Below are 14,401 nucleotides of genomic sequence, written 5' to 3'. Positions count from 1 at the left end.
ATCAATCGGACGTATGAGTCAGCGCCAGATGCAGGGTCAGCCCATGATCGTGCTGGGAGAGGACTCCCAGCGAACCTCCGGAAAGGACGCACAGTCGATGAACATCACGGCCGCACAGGCCGTCGCGGAGGCCGTACGGACGACACTCGGCCCGAAGGGCATGGACAAGATGCTCGTCGACGACTCCGGCGGCGTCGTCGTCACCAACGACGGTGTCACCATCCTCGACGAGATGGACATCGAGCACCCCGCGGCCAACATGATCGTCGAAGTCGCCCAGACCCAGGAAGACGAGGTCGGCGACGGCACGACGACCGCGGTCGTCATCTCCGGCGAACTCCTCTCGGAAGCCGAGGACCTCATCGACCAGGACATCCACGCCTCCATCCTGGCACAGGGGTACCGCCAGGCCGCCGAGAAGGCAAAGGAGATCCTCGAAGAGCAGGCCATCGAGGTCGGCCCCGAGGACACCGAGATGCTCAAGAAGGTCGCCGCGACGGCGATGACCGGCAAGGGCGCGGAATCCTCCAAGGACGTCCTCGCCGAACTCGTCGTTCGCGCCGCACAGTCCGTCGCCGACGACGGCGAGGTCGACACCGACAACATCCAGCTCGAGGTCGTCGTCGGTGGCTCCACCGACGAGTCAGAGCTCGTCGAGGGCGTCATCATCGACAAGGAGCGCGTCCACGACAACATGCCCTACGCCGTCGAGGACGCCAACATCGCGCTGCTCGACACCGCGATCGAGGTCCCCGAGACCGAACTCGACACCGAAGTCAACGTCACTGACCCGGACCAGCTCCAGCAGTTCCTCGACCAGGAAGAGGAGCAGCTCAAGGAGATGGTCGATGACCTCAAAGCGGCCGGTGCCGATGTCGTCGTGACCCAGAAGGGCATCGACGACATGGCCCAGCACTACCTCGCACAGGAGGGCATCCTCGCCGTCCGCCGTGCGAAGAAGTCCACCATCAAGGCCCTCTCGCGCTCGACCGGCGCTCGCATCGTCTCGAACATCGCCGACGTGACCGAGGACGACCTCGGCTTCGCCGGCTCGGTCGCCCAGAAGGACGTTGCCGGCGACGAGCGCATCTTCGTCGAGGACGTCGACGAGGCCAAGTCCGTCACGATGATCCTCCGCGGTGGCACCGAACACGTCGCCGACGAGGTCGAGCGCGCCATCGAGGACTCGCTCGGCGTCGTCGCCGCCACGCTCGAGGACGGCAAGGTCCTGCCCGGCGGCGGTGCCCCCGAGACACAGCTCGCACTCGGTCTGCGCGACCACGCCGACTCCGTCGGTGGCCGCGAGCAGCTGGCCGTCGAGGCCTTCGCCGACGCCATCGATGTCGTCCCGCGCACCCTCGCCGAGAACGCGGGTCTCGACCCGATCGACTCGCTGGTCGACCTGCGCAGCAAGCACGACGGCGGCGACAACACCGCCGGTCTCGACGCCTACACCGGCGAAGTCGTCGACATGACCGAGGACGGCGTCGTCGAGCCGCTCCGCGTCAAGACCCAGGCCATCGAGTCCGCCACCGAGGCGGCCGTGATGATCCTGCGCATCGACGACGTGATCGCTGCCGGCGACCTCAAGGGTGGCGGCAGCGACGACGACGAGGACGACGCACCCGGCGGCCCCGGCGGCGCGCCCGGCGGAATGGGCGGCGGCATGGGCGGCATGGGCGGCGGCATGGGCGGCATGATGTGAAGTTCGGTCTAGAACAACACATCACCCCAAGGGCCGTACTCTGACCCCCGGATCGTCCGCAAAACGCGGTTTCTCTCCGTTTTCGATCGAATAGCGGTTGCCCCATCGTTTCGACTCGAACGTCCGTCCAGCCGACAGCGTGCAGACAGCGCCGACGAGAACACAGACACCTGCCGCGCTATGGGATGCTTGTTACTGCAAGTACTGTCGGACGATCGATCCCGGTAGAAAGAGTATTTATATAACTAAGAGAGCGATCATAATAATACAGTACAAAATAGGTGTGAAAATAAAGAATAGAATGCGGAGGATGCGGTGACGCGCTGCCGCGAATCCATATAACAGCGAGTACGTAGCGGAACTAAGTGCGAAAAATTTGAGATACCAAAGCCCTCGGGAGACACCGACACTGCCAGGCGATGCGGTTGATGATACCGCTGAATCGAGTGTCGCGAAGAACAAAATAAACAAAACAATGTTGTTACTAATGTACCCCCACAAGAATACTACTGGGATCTCCCACAGCGACACCTCAGTTCGGAAATACGTGTAGGAGAGAGTTCCAACGATGACCGGGAACGCAACAATAGAGGTTATATTTAGTATTCGTAATGAGCTAGGAATAGAGATGGTATTCGTGTGCGTGGCGAACGATAGAAAACCGCCGGTAATGAGGACGATGGTTGCTGGGACGAGCGATCTTCTCGGATCTATCGCGATAGTCTTCCAATTTCTGTTTATCTTCATTTGTTGTTATTACCTGTTGGATCTATTTTATAATCTCCAACACCATTCGGACAACTGCCACTATTGTATTTATACTAAACCATTCTAACCTACATTTTCATAGACACTTAGTTGTTTATGGTTTTGTAGCAGATTTAATTTTATTATCTGGGATTCTATGAGTATATTATTTTTGCAGTTGGCAAAGACGAGGCTCAGAGTTTATGATTGGATCGCGGTTCGCTTTATTATCCAGATCCCAAACTATTCTCCATTTTCGCTTAGGAAGGAGCTCCACGGTAGTCCGTGCGCCACGATATGGGAGAGCAACCGGAGAGTGACCTCTGGACCAACGAACAGGAAACCTGGTGACCCGCGAGGGTGGCGGTTGCAGTCGTTGCTCATTCACTCCACATACTTCATCCGCTTTCGCCCGCACCGCAGTTCGACCGCGCTTCTTTCGCTACAACCCGCCAGCGACCGCGCTACGGCGCACCCACGAGCACGAACGTGCTCTCGGTGTCGCCGTTCTCGATACTGCGTGTGGCGTCGGGCGACACTCGGAGCGCGTCGCCGGACTCCATCTCGACGGCCTCGCCGTCGACGGTGACCGTCGCCGTGCCCTCAGCGAGGAAGTACACCTCCTCGTGGTCCTCGTCGGCGTGGTCGTGTTCCATGCCGCTCCAGCCGGGCTCGCAGTCCAGTACCGTCAGACCGAGCTGATCGGTCTCCAGCGCGTCCCGCAGGAAGTGCATGCTCTCGGCGCGCGGTTCCACGTCCTCGTAGTTGACCAGCGTGTGGGACATCACTCGATACGTCGGCTGCCACCCTCAAAGGATTTGACCCGCGGTGCTGTCGCCGGTCTCCGACCCGTCGATATCTGTGAGAACTGTTTACACAGGAGGCCGTGGGACCGCTCCGTACTACTCTTACACACGTTGATGTGGTCCCCGTCCGAGCGATCAGGCATGTCCCAGTCACGGGAACGACAGGAGAGCGAACGAGTCTGTGCCTCGTATCCGCTGGACGTTTCGGTCGTCGAACTCTCTTCGGAGGATTGCGGCGAGCCACGGTATCTGTTCGAAGCGCCGGACCACTGTGGGAAGACCTTCGACGACGAGGAGAGCGCGCTGCTGTACGCCGACGTGTACTTCGACGTCAACGGCTTCGCGGAGGCCGGGACCGGCGGTCGGGGTATCCCGCCGGAGATCGTCCAGGCCGGCCGGGACACGCTGGCGGCGTACTTCGTGACGATTCCGGGCGTCGACGCCCAGTGGGTCGCTTCCTTCTACGGCCACAAGCCCGAACGGGCCGAACGCTACGTCTCGCGGGTCCGCAAGCGCGCCAGTGAGATCCGCGAGGGCATCGCCGACCGTCGGTGACTCTCTGAACCGGTCCGGCACCCGAACACCGCCCGTCTCACAGCCGCGACGAGGCGGTCCGCCCTCGGACTCTGTCGAAAGTCCGGGGTTCTCCCGACGCTGTGTGAACGTATTTCTCAATAGCAATCGAGATAGTTTTGATTAGGGCCATCTAGTAATTTCGGTCACAGCGGTACGTCGACGCACGGACCCCTCATATAAACGAGCTTTACCAGCGGTTCCCCGGATCCACCCGCAGATGGTAGATCTCAATCGACGGAATCTAATGGCGAGTTCGGTGGCAGCGGCGCTCGGTGCGAGCGTCGCGGGTGTCGCGAGTGGTGACGAAGTGGGTGAATCGGACACGCCGGGTGCGCCCGGCGTGAACGGGTCGTTGAAGCGGTTCTCGACGACCTCCTTCGGCGCGGAAGTGACTGGACCGTTCGTCTTTCAGGACGGCAGTCTCCTCTACAGCAACCAACACCCCGCGACGGGTGACCGTGGCGGCGACTTCGAAAACTCGGACGTGAAGGCCAACGAAGCGCCCTTCGACCGGGCCGGGGTGGGTTACTTCAGTGGCTTCACGTTCGAACTGGACGGCGACAACGACGACTTCTCCGAGCTGTCGGTTCCCTCGACGGTCGACGAACAGGGACGGATCCGTTCTTCCGAGGGCGAGTACGTCTTCCTCGCGCACGCTCGGGAAGAGATTCAGGGCGGCGACGAGCGGTTCGGCGTCGTCCAGACCCCCGACGGCACCGAGATCACGCAGGACAACTTCGCGGGGACCCAGTACGGCGCGGCCGCGACCAACCCCGACTGCAACCAGTTCATCCCGACGAACGACGACGGGACGGAGGGGTATCTCTACACGAACTGGGAGAACAGTCCGGGGAACGTCACTCGCCTGCCCGTCAGCCGGACCGAGGAAGGCGAGTGGGAGGCGGACCTGGAGAACGCCACGAACCTGGCGAACACGGAACCGCTCCGCGAACTCGGCGGGACGCGGATCAACTGCTACGGCGACCGCAGCCCGTGGAACACGATGCTCTCCTCCGAGGAGAACTACGCCCATACGCGAGTGTCCCTGACCGGCACGGTTGGCGACATCGAGGCGGCCGGCACCGGCAAGGGTCTCGTCGGCGGCGCGGCATTCTGGAACCGGCCGAACCCGGTGGGCATCCAGAGCGCGATCGACGATTACTACGGCGACGACTCGTGGTTCGTCCAGGGGTACTGGGCGCTGGACGGCGTCGAGTTCCTCGCGTACTACCTCGGTGCGGAACAGGTCGACCAGACCGGCGACAACGAGAACAACACGACGAATCCGATCGGCGACGTGTACCCCAACCCCTACCGCTACGGCTACCACGTCGACTTCCGGGAGCCGGCCGCGGAGACCCCAGAGCCGATCAAGTACTACGTGATGGGACGGACCGCTTGGGAGGCACCGGACGTGTTACCCGACGAGCGAACCGTTTACGGCTGCTCGGACGGCGACAGCAAGGGCATCTACAAGTTCGTCGCCGACGAGCCGATCCCGAGCTACGAGAACCCGATGGACGTCGAGGGGACCCTGTACGCGCCGAAGATCACCAACGACGCGGCATCGGTCGCCGACGGCGGCGAGCGCGACTCTCCGGCGGCCGTCTCTCTGGAGATCGAGTGGCTGGAGCTCGGTCACGCCAGCAACGCCGAAATCGAGTCCTGGATCGCCGAGTACGACGACGTGACCCAGGAAGAGTACCTCGAAGCCCACGCCGAGACCGACTGGACCGACGACCTGGCGACCGCGCTCGAAGAGGCCGACAAAGCCGTCGTCGAGGACGGCAACCAGAACTACATCACGAACGACGAGATCGTCGAGTGGGCCGACCAGTACGAACAGAACGGCCCGGAGAACGTCGACGAAGAACTCCGGCGGGTGCCCTTCCTCGAAACGCGCGCCGCGGCGAAGGAGATCGGTGCTTCCATCGAGTTCAACAAGGCCGAAGGCGTCAGTAGCCGGGAAGGTGTTAGCCCCGGTGACTTCGTCTACTTCGGCATCGCGGAGTTCAACGACGCTCTCGCGGACGACGAGGGCGACGTCCAGATGGACCGCGTCGACGGCGGCGTCGTCTACCGTGGCCAGCTCGAACGAGACTACAACGTCTCGACGCTTGAGCCGGTGATCGTTGGCCCCGACTTCACCGATCCGGCCGCCGACGCCGACGACGCCTTGCGCAACATCGACAACGTCTACGTGATGGACGACGGGCGCGTGCTCTGCTGTGAGGACGGCTTCGGCGGCCCCGCCCGTTCGTACCCCAACGACGGGCTGTACGTCTACCAGCCCGACGCGATCCTCGACGCCTCGGCCGTCGCCGTCTCCCCGGAGTCGACCGGCACCGTCGATCTCACGATGAACGCCGCGCCGGGTGGATTCGCCGGTGGGGAGTTCACCGTCTCGCTCACCGATCCCGAGGTCGCGGCGATCTCCGACGTGACCTTCCCCGACGCGATCGGCCTGCAGAAGGTCAGCGTCGCCGACGACGGTTCGAGCGCGACGATTCGAGTCGGCGACATCGAGCGCTCGATCCAGCCCGGCTCACTCGACGTGACGCTGGCCGGCGTCGAAGTCACCGGCAGTGCTCCCGGCACGACGGACCTCGCGGTGTCCGTCGAAACGATCGACGACGAGGCGGGCGTCGAGATCGGCGTCGAAACTCGCCGCGGTCTCGTCATCACCGGACCTCCCGCGGCCGGCGGCGGCGCTGTCCCGGAAGACCCCGACAGCGACGGGCGCTACGAGGACGTCAACGGCAACGGCCGGGTCGACTACGACGACGTGGTCTTGCTGTTCGAGACGATCGACTCCGACGCTGTCCGCCTGAATCCGGAGGCCTACGACTTCAACGACAACGGCCAGATCGACTTCGACGACGTCGTCGAGCTCTACGAGGAGATCTGATCGTCGACCGATGACCACTCGACCGCTCGTCCTCGCTTGCGTCGTCGTCCTGGCGGCCTGTCTGGCGGTCGCGCCCGCTGGGGGCGTCCAGAGCGAGCCGACGCTCACGATCGCCGACGCGACGCTGGAACCGGACGGCTCGACGACGGTTCGCGTGGCACTCGACTCGGCTCCGAACGGACTCGCCGGATTCGAGGTCCGGCTCGCGCTCCGCTCTGGCGTCGCGACCGTCGGCGGTGCCGAGTACCCCGACCGGTTCCGACCGACGACCGACCCCGACGTCGGTCCCGACGGCCGGGAAATCACGATCGAGGCCGCAGACTTAGAGTCCGCAGTCGGCCCGGGTACCACGAACGTGACCCTCGCGACGGTCACCGTCGAGGCCAACGGAACGGGCACCGCGCTCCTCGCCGTCGAGGCTGCCCAGATCGACGACGACGACGGCGGTCGCGTCGACCTGGGGACGGCGGCGGGCACCATCGCGGTCGACGCGCCGACGGCGACCCCGACGGAGACGGACCGGCGGCCGACGACCGACGCCGCGTCCGGCGGCGAGCCACCCGAGACCGACGCCTCGGGCGGCGGTGCAGTGACGACGACGGGCACCGGTCCCGGCTTCGGCGGTCTGGCTGCGGCGCTCGCACTCGCGATCGCCGCCCTGCTGGGACGCCGCTGCTAATCCCAGCGGTGCGGCCTACTCCGTCGCGTGGCCCGACTGCGCGAGCGCGTGGGCGCGCTCGTTTCGCCCCCGCCCGACGGCGCGGTAGGTGACCGTCGGGATCTCCTCGACGGCCGCCCGGATGGCCGCGACGCGCTGGCGCATGATCCGGTCGCCCGGCGTCGCGTCGGTGGTCGGATCCACCGCGTCGATCACCGCGTCGGCGTCGCCGTGGACGTGTAACGAGGCGATCCGACCGTTCAGGCCCGCGACCGCCTGTACGCTCTCTAACAGCGCGCGGTACTCCAAGTGTGCGCTGGAGACGAACGTTCGGACGGGGAGCGATCCCTCTATGATCGTCTCCGTCCCGTCTTCGACGACGAACCCCACCGCCGCGGATGTCGGCGTCGCGTTGTCCTCGCCGTAGCGGACGCTCGCGTCGAAGTACAGCAGGAGCGAGGGTGGCAGCCGATCGGACACGACCGCTGCTGGGGACGCGACGGACAAAGCGATGTCGCCCGGCGAAGCGCTACGTTCAAGTGGACCCGACGTACTACGTTGGAACGAGCGCGCCGTTGGTGAGCGAACGTGCCTGTTCGCGAGCCACGGGGCGAGCGAAGCGAGCGCCGTTGGTGAGCAGTTCTGCAGGAACTGCGATCCTCGGGGCGAGCGAAGCGAGCGCCGTTGGTGAGCAGTTCTGCAGGAACTGCGATCCTCGGGGCGAGCGAAGCGAGCGCCGTTGGTCCAGTGGTAGGACATTAGCTTCCCAAGCTAATAGCCCGGGTTCAATTCCCGGACGGCGCATTCTCTCGTGACTCTCGTCGCCGAGCCTGTCGTGTCTCGCTCGCGCCCGACAGCCGGCAGTATAAACATCCCCGCGGCGTAGCCCGTCCCATGAGCGACGTACCCGACGGATGGGCCGACGAACTGCGAGCGAGTCGCGAGGAGAAAGACGCCTTCTTCGACGAACACCGTCAGTCGCCGATCCCGCCCGAGGAACGGGACGACTTCGAGGGGCTGGACTACTTCGATCCCGATCCGACCTACCGGGTGACTGCGACGGTCACCGTCGCCGACGCGCCCGAGCCGGTCGAGATGGAGACCAGCGACGGCCGGACGGTCCGCTACCGGCGCGTCGTCACGTTCGACTTCGAGATCGACGGTGCGGCGTACGAACTCGCGGGCTACCGTCAGGACGCCGACGACGCGATCTTCGTCCCCTTCCGCGACAAGACGACCGGCCAGCAGACCTACTCCGGCGGGCGCTACATGGAACTGGAGCCCGACGAGACCCTCGCCGACGGCGACGAGGTCGTGCTCGATTTCAACCTCGCGTACTCGCCGTTCTGTGCCTACAGCGAGACGTTCTCCTGTCCGCTCCCACCCGAAGCCAACTGGCTCGACACCACGATCGAAGCCGGCGAGCGGGAGTACTGACGGGTCGGCCCCGACCGCCCGGTCAAACCGGCACCGATTTGTAGCGAGGGTAAAAATACCGGGGCGGTATGACCGTCACGATCATCGGTTCGCAGCTGGGCGACGAGGGGAAGGGCGGCACCGTCGATCTCTACGGCGAGGGTGCCGACGTCGTCGTTCGCTATCAGGGCGGCGACAACGCCGGCCACACCGTCGTCGTCGGCGACGAGACCTACGAACTCTCCTTGCTGCCCTCCGGCGTCGTTCGGGGGAAGACCTGCGTCATCGGCAACGGCTGTGTCGTCAACCCCGAGACGCTGTTCGACGAACTCGACGCTCTCCGCGAGCGCGGCCTCGATCCGGACGTGCGCGTCGCAGAGCGCGCCCACGTCATCTTCCCGTACCACCGGCGACTGGACGGGATCGAAGAGGAGGACAAAGACGAGGAGGTCGGGACGACGGGCCGGGGCATCGGCCCGACCTACGAGGACAAGGCCGGTCGGCGAGGAATCAGGGTCGGCGACCTGCTCGACGACGAGGTGTTGCGGACGCGACTGGAGTACGTCGTCCCCCAGAAGCGTGCCGTCGTCGAGGAGGTCTACGACAAGCAGGCCGGCGAGGAACTCGATCTGACGGCGCTCTTCGAGACCTACAGCGGCTACGGCGAGCGACTCGCCGACGAAGAGATGACCGTCAACTGCGGCGACTACCTCCAGTCTCGCATCGACGACGGCGACGAGGTGCTGCTGGAGGGCGCACAGGGGACGCTCATCGACATCGACCACGGAAACTATCCCTTCGTCACCTCGTCGAACCCGACCGCTGGCGGGGCCTGTACCGGCACCGGCCTCGGCCCGACCGAGATCGGACAGGGCGAGATCGTCGGGATCGTCAAAGGCTACACCACGCGCGTCGGGAGCGGCCCGCTGCCGACCGAGCTTGCCGGCGTCGAGGGCGACACGCCGGGCTACGAGGGCAGCGAGGCGCAGCGCGCCTCGGACCACGAAGCGGCGCAGCCGCTGAGTGATGCCGGAGAGCGCGAGGAGGAACTCGCGACCTACATCCGCGACGAGGGCGGTGAGTACGGCACCGTCACCGGCCGGCCGCGCCGTGTCGGCTGGCTCGACCTCCCGGTGCTTCGCCACGCGACGCGGGCCAGCGGGTTCACCGGCGTCGTCGTCGGCCACATCGACGTGCTGGCCGGCCTCGACGAGGTTCAGGTCGGCGTCAGCTACGATCTCGACGGCACCGAGATCGACACCGTCCCGCCGACGACCGAGGAGTGGGGTCGCTGCTCGGTGAACTACCGCACGTTCGACGGCTGGCCCGAGGTCGACTGGGACGCCGTCGCCAGCGAGGGCTACGACGCGCTTCCGGACAACGCCCGCGACTACCTCGACTTCGTCGAGTCGGAGCTGGACACGCCGCTATACGCCATCGGCGTCGGCCCCGGCCGCGACCAGACCATCGTCCTGGAGAACCCGACGACGTAGCCCGGTTCACGGACTGACGACCGTCTGCCTCAGAAGATGCCGGTGACGAATCCGATCCCCATGACGACGAGGACCAGTGCAGAGAACACGGGGAGATACGGCGTGTACTGCTCGACTCGCTCCTCACAGCGCTCGTAGCCCGCGATCAACAGCATCGTCAGCCCGACGATGCCGACGACGACCGTCAGCGCGTACGCACCCATGAGTTCGAGACACGCGTCCGAACCGGCACAGAGTGCGATGATCTCGAACTCCTCTTCGTGTGCGAACCCCAGGACGAACGCAAACCACGCGATTCCCAGGAGGCCACGGTCGGTGTCCATCTCTCCGTGCGCGTGCCCGCCGCCGACGAACGGCACCACCGTCTTCATACTGCCGGCTGTAACTTCGTTCAGATATTCGCCACCCCAGGGTGGCGAAATCCGTGACAGATTTACAGCCGGTAGTATCAGTCGATCGACGAGGCTGCGGTCCGCTCGCTCGCGCGACTGGGCGTGCTCGTCGGCTTCACTGTGGTGCTCGTGACTGCCGTCTCCGTGCCCGTGATCGTCGGTGCCCGTGTGGTGATGCCCCCCGTGGCCGTCGTCCGTGCCGTGTGTGTGACCGTGGTCGTGGCCGGTACTGGTGCCGTGCGTGTGGCCCGACAGGTACTCTCGGAGCCCGAGCGCGATCAGCAGGACGCCGGCCACGAGACTGACGGGGCCGCCAATCTGGAGGCCGCCGACCACCGTTATCGGCTCGTTGACCTGCGTGAGGCTGAAATACTCCTTGGCGTAGAAGAACGCGCCGACCATCGCGATGCTGCTGACGAGGTGGCCGACGCCGAGGATCAGGCTCGCGGCGAAGCCGTACGCCCACTTGTTCGTCTGGTCCAGGGCGTAGGAGGCGGCCACGGGCCAGCCGTGTCCCGGCTCGATGCCGTGGATCGCCCCGAGTGCGATCGCACCGATCAAGAGTCCGGCTCCCTCGAAGTACATCATCGTACCCAAAATCCCGCCACAGGCGGTGTTATAGCTTCTTAATACCGTTCTGGGGGGATCGTCATACGTGACGAGAGGCGGACACGTCTCGCACCCGCGACACGGACGCTGCCGTCGGCGACCGCGGCGTCATCGCTCGACGGTCAACAGGGCGACCCGCTCGGCGACGAGATCCGAGAGCGTGCCACTGGTCGCCGCCAGCTCGGCCTCACTCACGTCGAAGAACTCCCGCACGACCCCCTCGTCGTAGTCGCCGAGCGTCTCGCCCGGTTCGAGCAGGGCGCTGACGGCGTCGGCGGCCGCGGCCTCGCTGCCCTCGCCCGTGGGGTCGTGGACCACGACGACGGCGGGCTGGCTGCCGTCTCCGACGCCCATCGCCAGCGCGCGGTTGATCTGGCGGCGACCGGCGGCGTACAGCAGGATCTCGACGGCCCGGTCGCGGGCGATCGACTCGCCGCGGTCGAACGCGCGATCGGCCAACTCGACCGCCCGTTCGAGGTGCCGTCGGTCGACGACGTAGCGGGCGTCGAACGCCTGGACGACGACGCCGTGGTCCTCGCCCAGCGATCCGAGCCGTTCGACGAACTCGTCCACGTCGTCGACGGTCGCAGTGCCTTCGATCAGCTGCATCAGAAATCACCCAGGCTGGTCTGGTCGTCTGTCGCCTCCTCGCCGTCCGACGCTCGACCGTCGCTGTCGCTTCGCTCGTAGGACACTTCCTCGGAGGGCTCGATGCCGTCCATCGACGGATCGCGGTGGCCGGCGTTCTCCAGGACGTTCTCGGCGGTCTTGGCTCTGCCTCGCAGCGCCGCCAGCACGACCGACTTCTCGGCGTCCCGGAGGTCGGCACGGCTCTCGATGCCGGCGTCGAACAGCCGGCGTGCGCGCTTGCGCCCGACGCCGCGGACGCCAGCCAGATCGACCAGCTCCTCGCGGACGCCGTGCTCGACTCGGGTCCGGGCGCGCCGGATGGCCGGCGCGGCGTCGAGCCCGAGTTCGCTCGCCAGCGACTCGGCGGCCCCCAGCAGCCACTGGGCGGACTCGACCTTGCCGCGGATGTCGCCGGGGCCGACGCCGTAGCGGTCGGTGATCTCGTCCTCGTCGACCTCGCTGGCCCAGTCTTCCAGCAAGCGTGCGGTCTTGAGCGCGGCGAGCCAGTCCTCGAAGCGGTCGTCTTCGAACTCCGACGGCATGCGCCCGAGGAACTCCGCCTCACGCTCGAAGGCGATCTGGCTGTACTCCTCCTCGTCGCCAGAACGGAGGTACAGCTCGTACATGTCCGGGGTGCGCGCGACGAGGTGGTACAGTCCCATCGCGGTCGGGTCCTTCGCTTCGTCGCCGCCCGCCTCGTCGGCGAGGTCGCTCGCGGTCGTGAATCCGGCCGGTTCCTCGCTCGCGTCGTCGCCGTTGGCGGCAGATCCACCGCCCGACCGCAGACCGTCGATGATCTCGGCGGCGCTCATCGGATCGAGGTAGAGCCGGGACACGGTGTGTCCGAGCGAGGTCGCCGAGAGTTCCTCGCCGTCACGCTCCAGAAAGTCGTTGCGCTGCAGGTAGCCCAGCACCTCGTCGACGACTCGTGCCAGCCGCCCGCTCTCGTCGGTCTGTGTCGCGTAGAGAGTGCGTTCGAGAAACTCCAGCAGCCCGTCCCGAGAGCGGGCGAAGCCGCTCGCGACCGTCGCCAGCAGGTGAGTCCGCAGCGCCGGCTCGGCGGCCAGCTTCGACTGGACCGGCTCCGGGTCGGCCCAGACGTACCGGTCGAACAGCTCGTCGAGTTCGTCGTGGCTCGCGGCGGGGATGATCGCCTCGCCGTAGGGGTCAAGCCCCGGACGGCCGGCCCGCCCCATCATCTGGTGGACTTCGAGCACCGAGAGGGGCTGCATTCCGCCAGCGGTGCCGTCGTAGCGTCGCCAGTCCCGGACCACGACCCGGCGGCTGGGCGTGTTGACTCCCGCCGCCAGCGTCGGGGTGGCGCTGACGACCTTCAGCAGGCGGTCGCGGAAGGCGTCCTCGACGAGTTCTCTGTGCCCGCTCGCGATCCCGGCGTGGTGGAAGGCGGCTCCGTCGGCGACGGCGTCGGCCAGGTCGTCGCTCGTCTCGGTGTCGCTCACGTCTCTGATCTCCGCGGCCACGTCCGCGAGTTGCTCTCGCTCCGCCGGAGTCAGGGCCTCGCGTGTGACGCTGGCCAGCCGTCCCGCGGCGGCCTCCGCGTTGCGCCGGGAGTTGACGAACACCAGCGTCGAGCCGTCGTCGTCGAGGGTGTCCCGGACGATGGCGGCGGTCTGCTTCTCGCTGTTGCGGACCGGCAGCTCCGACTGGCTGCCGTCTTCGAGGTGGAGCGCCTGTCCGAAGTGGACCCCCTTCTTCAGGCTGATGGGCCGCCAGTCCGAGTCGACGAGTTCGGCGTCGAGCCACTCGGCGAGCACGTCGGCGTTGCCGATCGTCGCCGACAGCGCCACCGTCTGCATGTCGGGGTTGATCCGACGGAGCTTCGCGAGGGTCACCTCCAGCGTCGGTCCGCGTTCGGCGTCGTCGACGAGGTGGACCTCGTCGCTGACGACACAGGCCAGGTCGTCGAGCCACGGCGCGTCGTTGCGCACCAGCGAGTCGACTTTCTCGCTGGTAGCGACGACGATGTCCTTGTCGGCGAGCCACCCGCCGTCGGATTCGTAGTTGCCCGTCGAGACGCCCACGTCGAGCCCGTACTGCTCGAACTCCTCGAACTCGGCCTGCTTCTCGCTGGCAAGCGCCCGCAGTGGGACGATGTACAGCGCCGTGCCGCCGAGGGCGGTGCCGTCGCCGTCTGCAGGAGGCGTCTCCGGGTCGCTTCGCTCCCGCTCGCTCGCTCCCGCGGCGTCCGTGATCGCCGACAGCATCGCCAGCTGGGCGATCAGAGTCTTGCCGCTGGCGGTCGGGATGCTGGCGACGAGGTTCTCGCCCCGCGTGACGCCGGCCTCGACGGCCTCGGCCTGCGGTGGGTACAGTGCCTCGATCCCCGCCGACTGCAGGTGCTCTGGCAGCCACGACGGAACACCTGGCAGGTCCGCAACGTCCATTACGCCTCGCTTGGCTCCTCCGGTGGTTTAAACTGTCGCCCTCGCGTCGCGATCGT

At 66.1% G+C, this 14,401-nt stretch carries 11 protein-coding genes and 1 tRNA gene; 7 read left to right on the top strand and 5 right to left on the bottom strand.

What is annotated here, in order from left to right; genetic code table 11:
• The first annotated feature begins 28 nt into the window (after positions 1-28).
• On the top strand, positions 29-1,705 hold the full coding sequence (gene thsA / locus HMUK_RS03340; protein ID WP_015761678.1) for a thermosome subunit alpha: 1,677 nt from the start codon (positions 29-31) through the stop codon (positions 1,703-1,705).
• Between the two features lie 1,211 nt (positions 1,706-2,916).
• On the opposite strand, the gene HMUK_RS03335 is transcribed toward thsA, so the two are convergent.
• Positions 2,917-3,237 carry a cupin domain-containing protein gene (locus HMUK_RS03335; protein ID WP_015761677.1) on the bottom strand — a complete coding sequence of 107 codons (321 nt, stop codon included), beginning with the start codon at positions 3,235-3,237 and terminating at the stop codon, positions 2,917-2,919.
• 162 nt (positions 3,238-3,399) lie between these two features.
• On the opposite strand from HMUK_RS03335, the gene HMUK_RS03330 reads away from it, so the two are divergent.
• The 3 genes from HMUK_RS03330 (at position 3,400) to HMUK_RS03320 (ending at position 7,421) form a co-directional block, all read left to right on the top strand.
• Entirely contained in the window at positions 3,400-3,813 is a 414-nt protein-coding gene (locus tag HMUK_RS03330; RefSeq protein ID WP_015761676.1) for a hypothetical protein, read from the top strand.
• Between the two features lie 238 nt (positions 3,814-4,051).
• Positions 4,052-6,742: an alkaline phosphatase PhoX gene (locus HMUK_RS03325; RefSeq protein ID WP_049940727.1), complete on the top strand. Its 2,691-nt coding sequence runs from the start codon at positions 4,052-4,054 to the stop codon at positions 6,740-6,742.
• A 10-nt stretch (positions 6,743-6,752) separates the two neighbouring features.
• Positions 6,753-7,421 carry a cell surface protein gene (locus HMUK_RS03320; protein WP_015761674.1) on the top strand — a complete coding sequence of 223 codons (669 nt, stop codon included), beginning with the start codon at positions 6,753-6,755 and terminating at the stop codon, positions 7,419-7,421.
• Positions 7,422-7,436: 15 nt separating this feature from the next.
• On the opposite strand, the gene HMUK_RS03315 is transcribed toward HMUK_RS03320, so the two are convergent.
• A complete protein-coding gene (locus HMUK_RS03315) occupies positions 7,437-7,880 on the bottom strand; it encodes a reverse transcriptase-like protein (protein ID WP_015761673.1) in 444 nt (147 codons plus the stop codon).
• Positions 7,881-8,133: 253 nt separating this feature from the next.
• On the opposite strand from HMUK_RS03315, the gene HMUK_RS03310 reads away from it, so the two are divergent.
• From HMUK_RS03310 to HMUK_RS03300, 3 genes are all read left to right on the top strand, one after another.
• Positions 8,134-8,204, top strand: a tRNA-Gly gene (locus HMUK_RS03310).
• Positions 8,205-8,294: 90 nt separating this feature from the next.
• Positions 8,295-8,837 (top strand): DUF1684 domain-containing protein, encoded by a 543-nt coding sequence (locus HMUK_RS03305; RefSeq protein WP_015761672.1) that lies wholly within the window; start codon positions 8,295-8,297, stop codon positions 8,835-8,837.
• Positions 8,838-8,905: 68 nt separating this feature from the next.
• Positions 8,906-10,309, top strand: a complete 1,404-nt coding sequence (locus HMUK_RS03300) for an adenylosuccinate synthase (RefSeq protein WP_015761671.1) — start codon at positions 8,906-8,908, stop codon at positions 10,307-10,309.
• 29 nt (positions 10,310-10,338) lie between these two features.
• On the opposite strand, the gene HMUK_RS03295 is transcribed toward HMUK_RS03300, so the two are convergent.
• The 3 genes from HMUK_RS03295 to HMUK_RS03285 all read right to left on the bottom strand — a co-directional run bounded on the left by HMUK_RS03295 (position 10,339) and on the right by HMUK_RS03285 (position 14,345).
• Positions 10,339-11,289 carry a hypothetical protein gene (locus tag HMUK_RS03295; protein ID WP_015761670.1) on the bottom strand — a complete coding sequence of 317 codons (951 nt, stop codon included), beginning with the start codon at positions 11,287-11,289 and terminating at the stop codon, positions 10,339-10,341.
• Positions 11,290-11,418: 129 nt separating this feature from the next.
• Complete coding sequence (cgi121, locus tag HMUK_RS03290) at positions 11,419-11,919, bottom strand: KEOPS complex subunit Cgi121 (RefSeq protein WP_015761669.1); 501 nt, start codon at positions 11,917-11,919, stop codon at positions 11,419-11,421.
• Positions 11,919-14,345 (bottom strand): ATP-dependent DNA helicase, encoded by a 2,427-nt coding sequence (locus HMUK_RS03285; protein WP_015761668.1) that lies wholly within the window; start codon positions 14,343-14,345, stop codon positions 11,919-11,921. The genes cgi121 and HMUK_RS03285 overlap by 1 nt, the downstream gene beginning before the upstream one ends.
• Positions 14,346-14,401 lie beyond the last annotated feature (56 nt).

The sequence above is a fragment of the Halomicrobium mukohataei DSM 12286 genome (assembly GCF_000023965.1).
In the GTDB taxonomy this organism is placed as follows: Archaea; Halobacteriota; Halobacteria; order Halobacteriales; family Haloarculaceae; genus Halomicrobium; species Halomicrobium mukohataei.
This window is presented reverse-complemented; position numbering and strand designations above follow the sequence as displayed.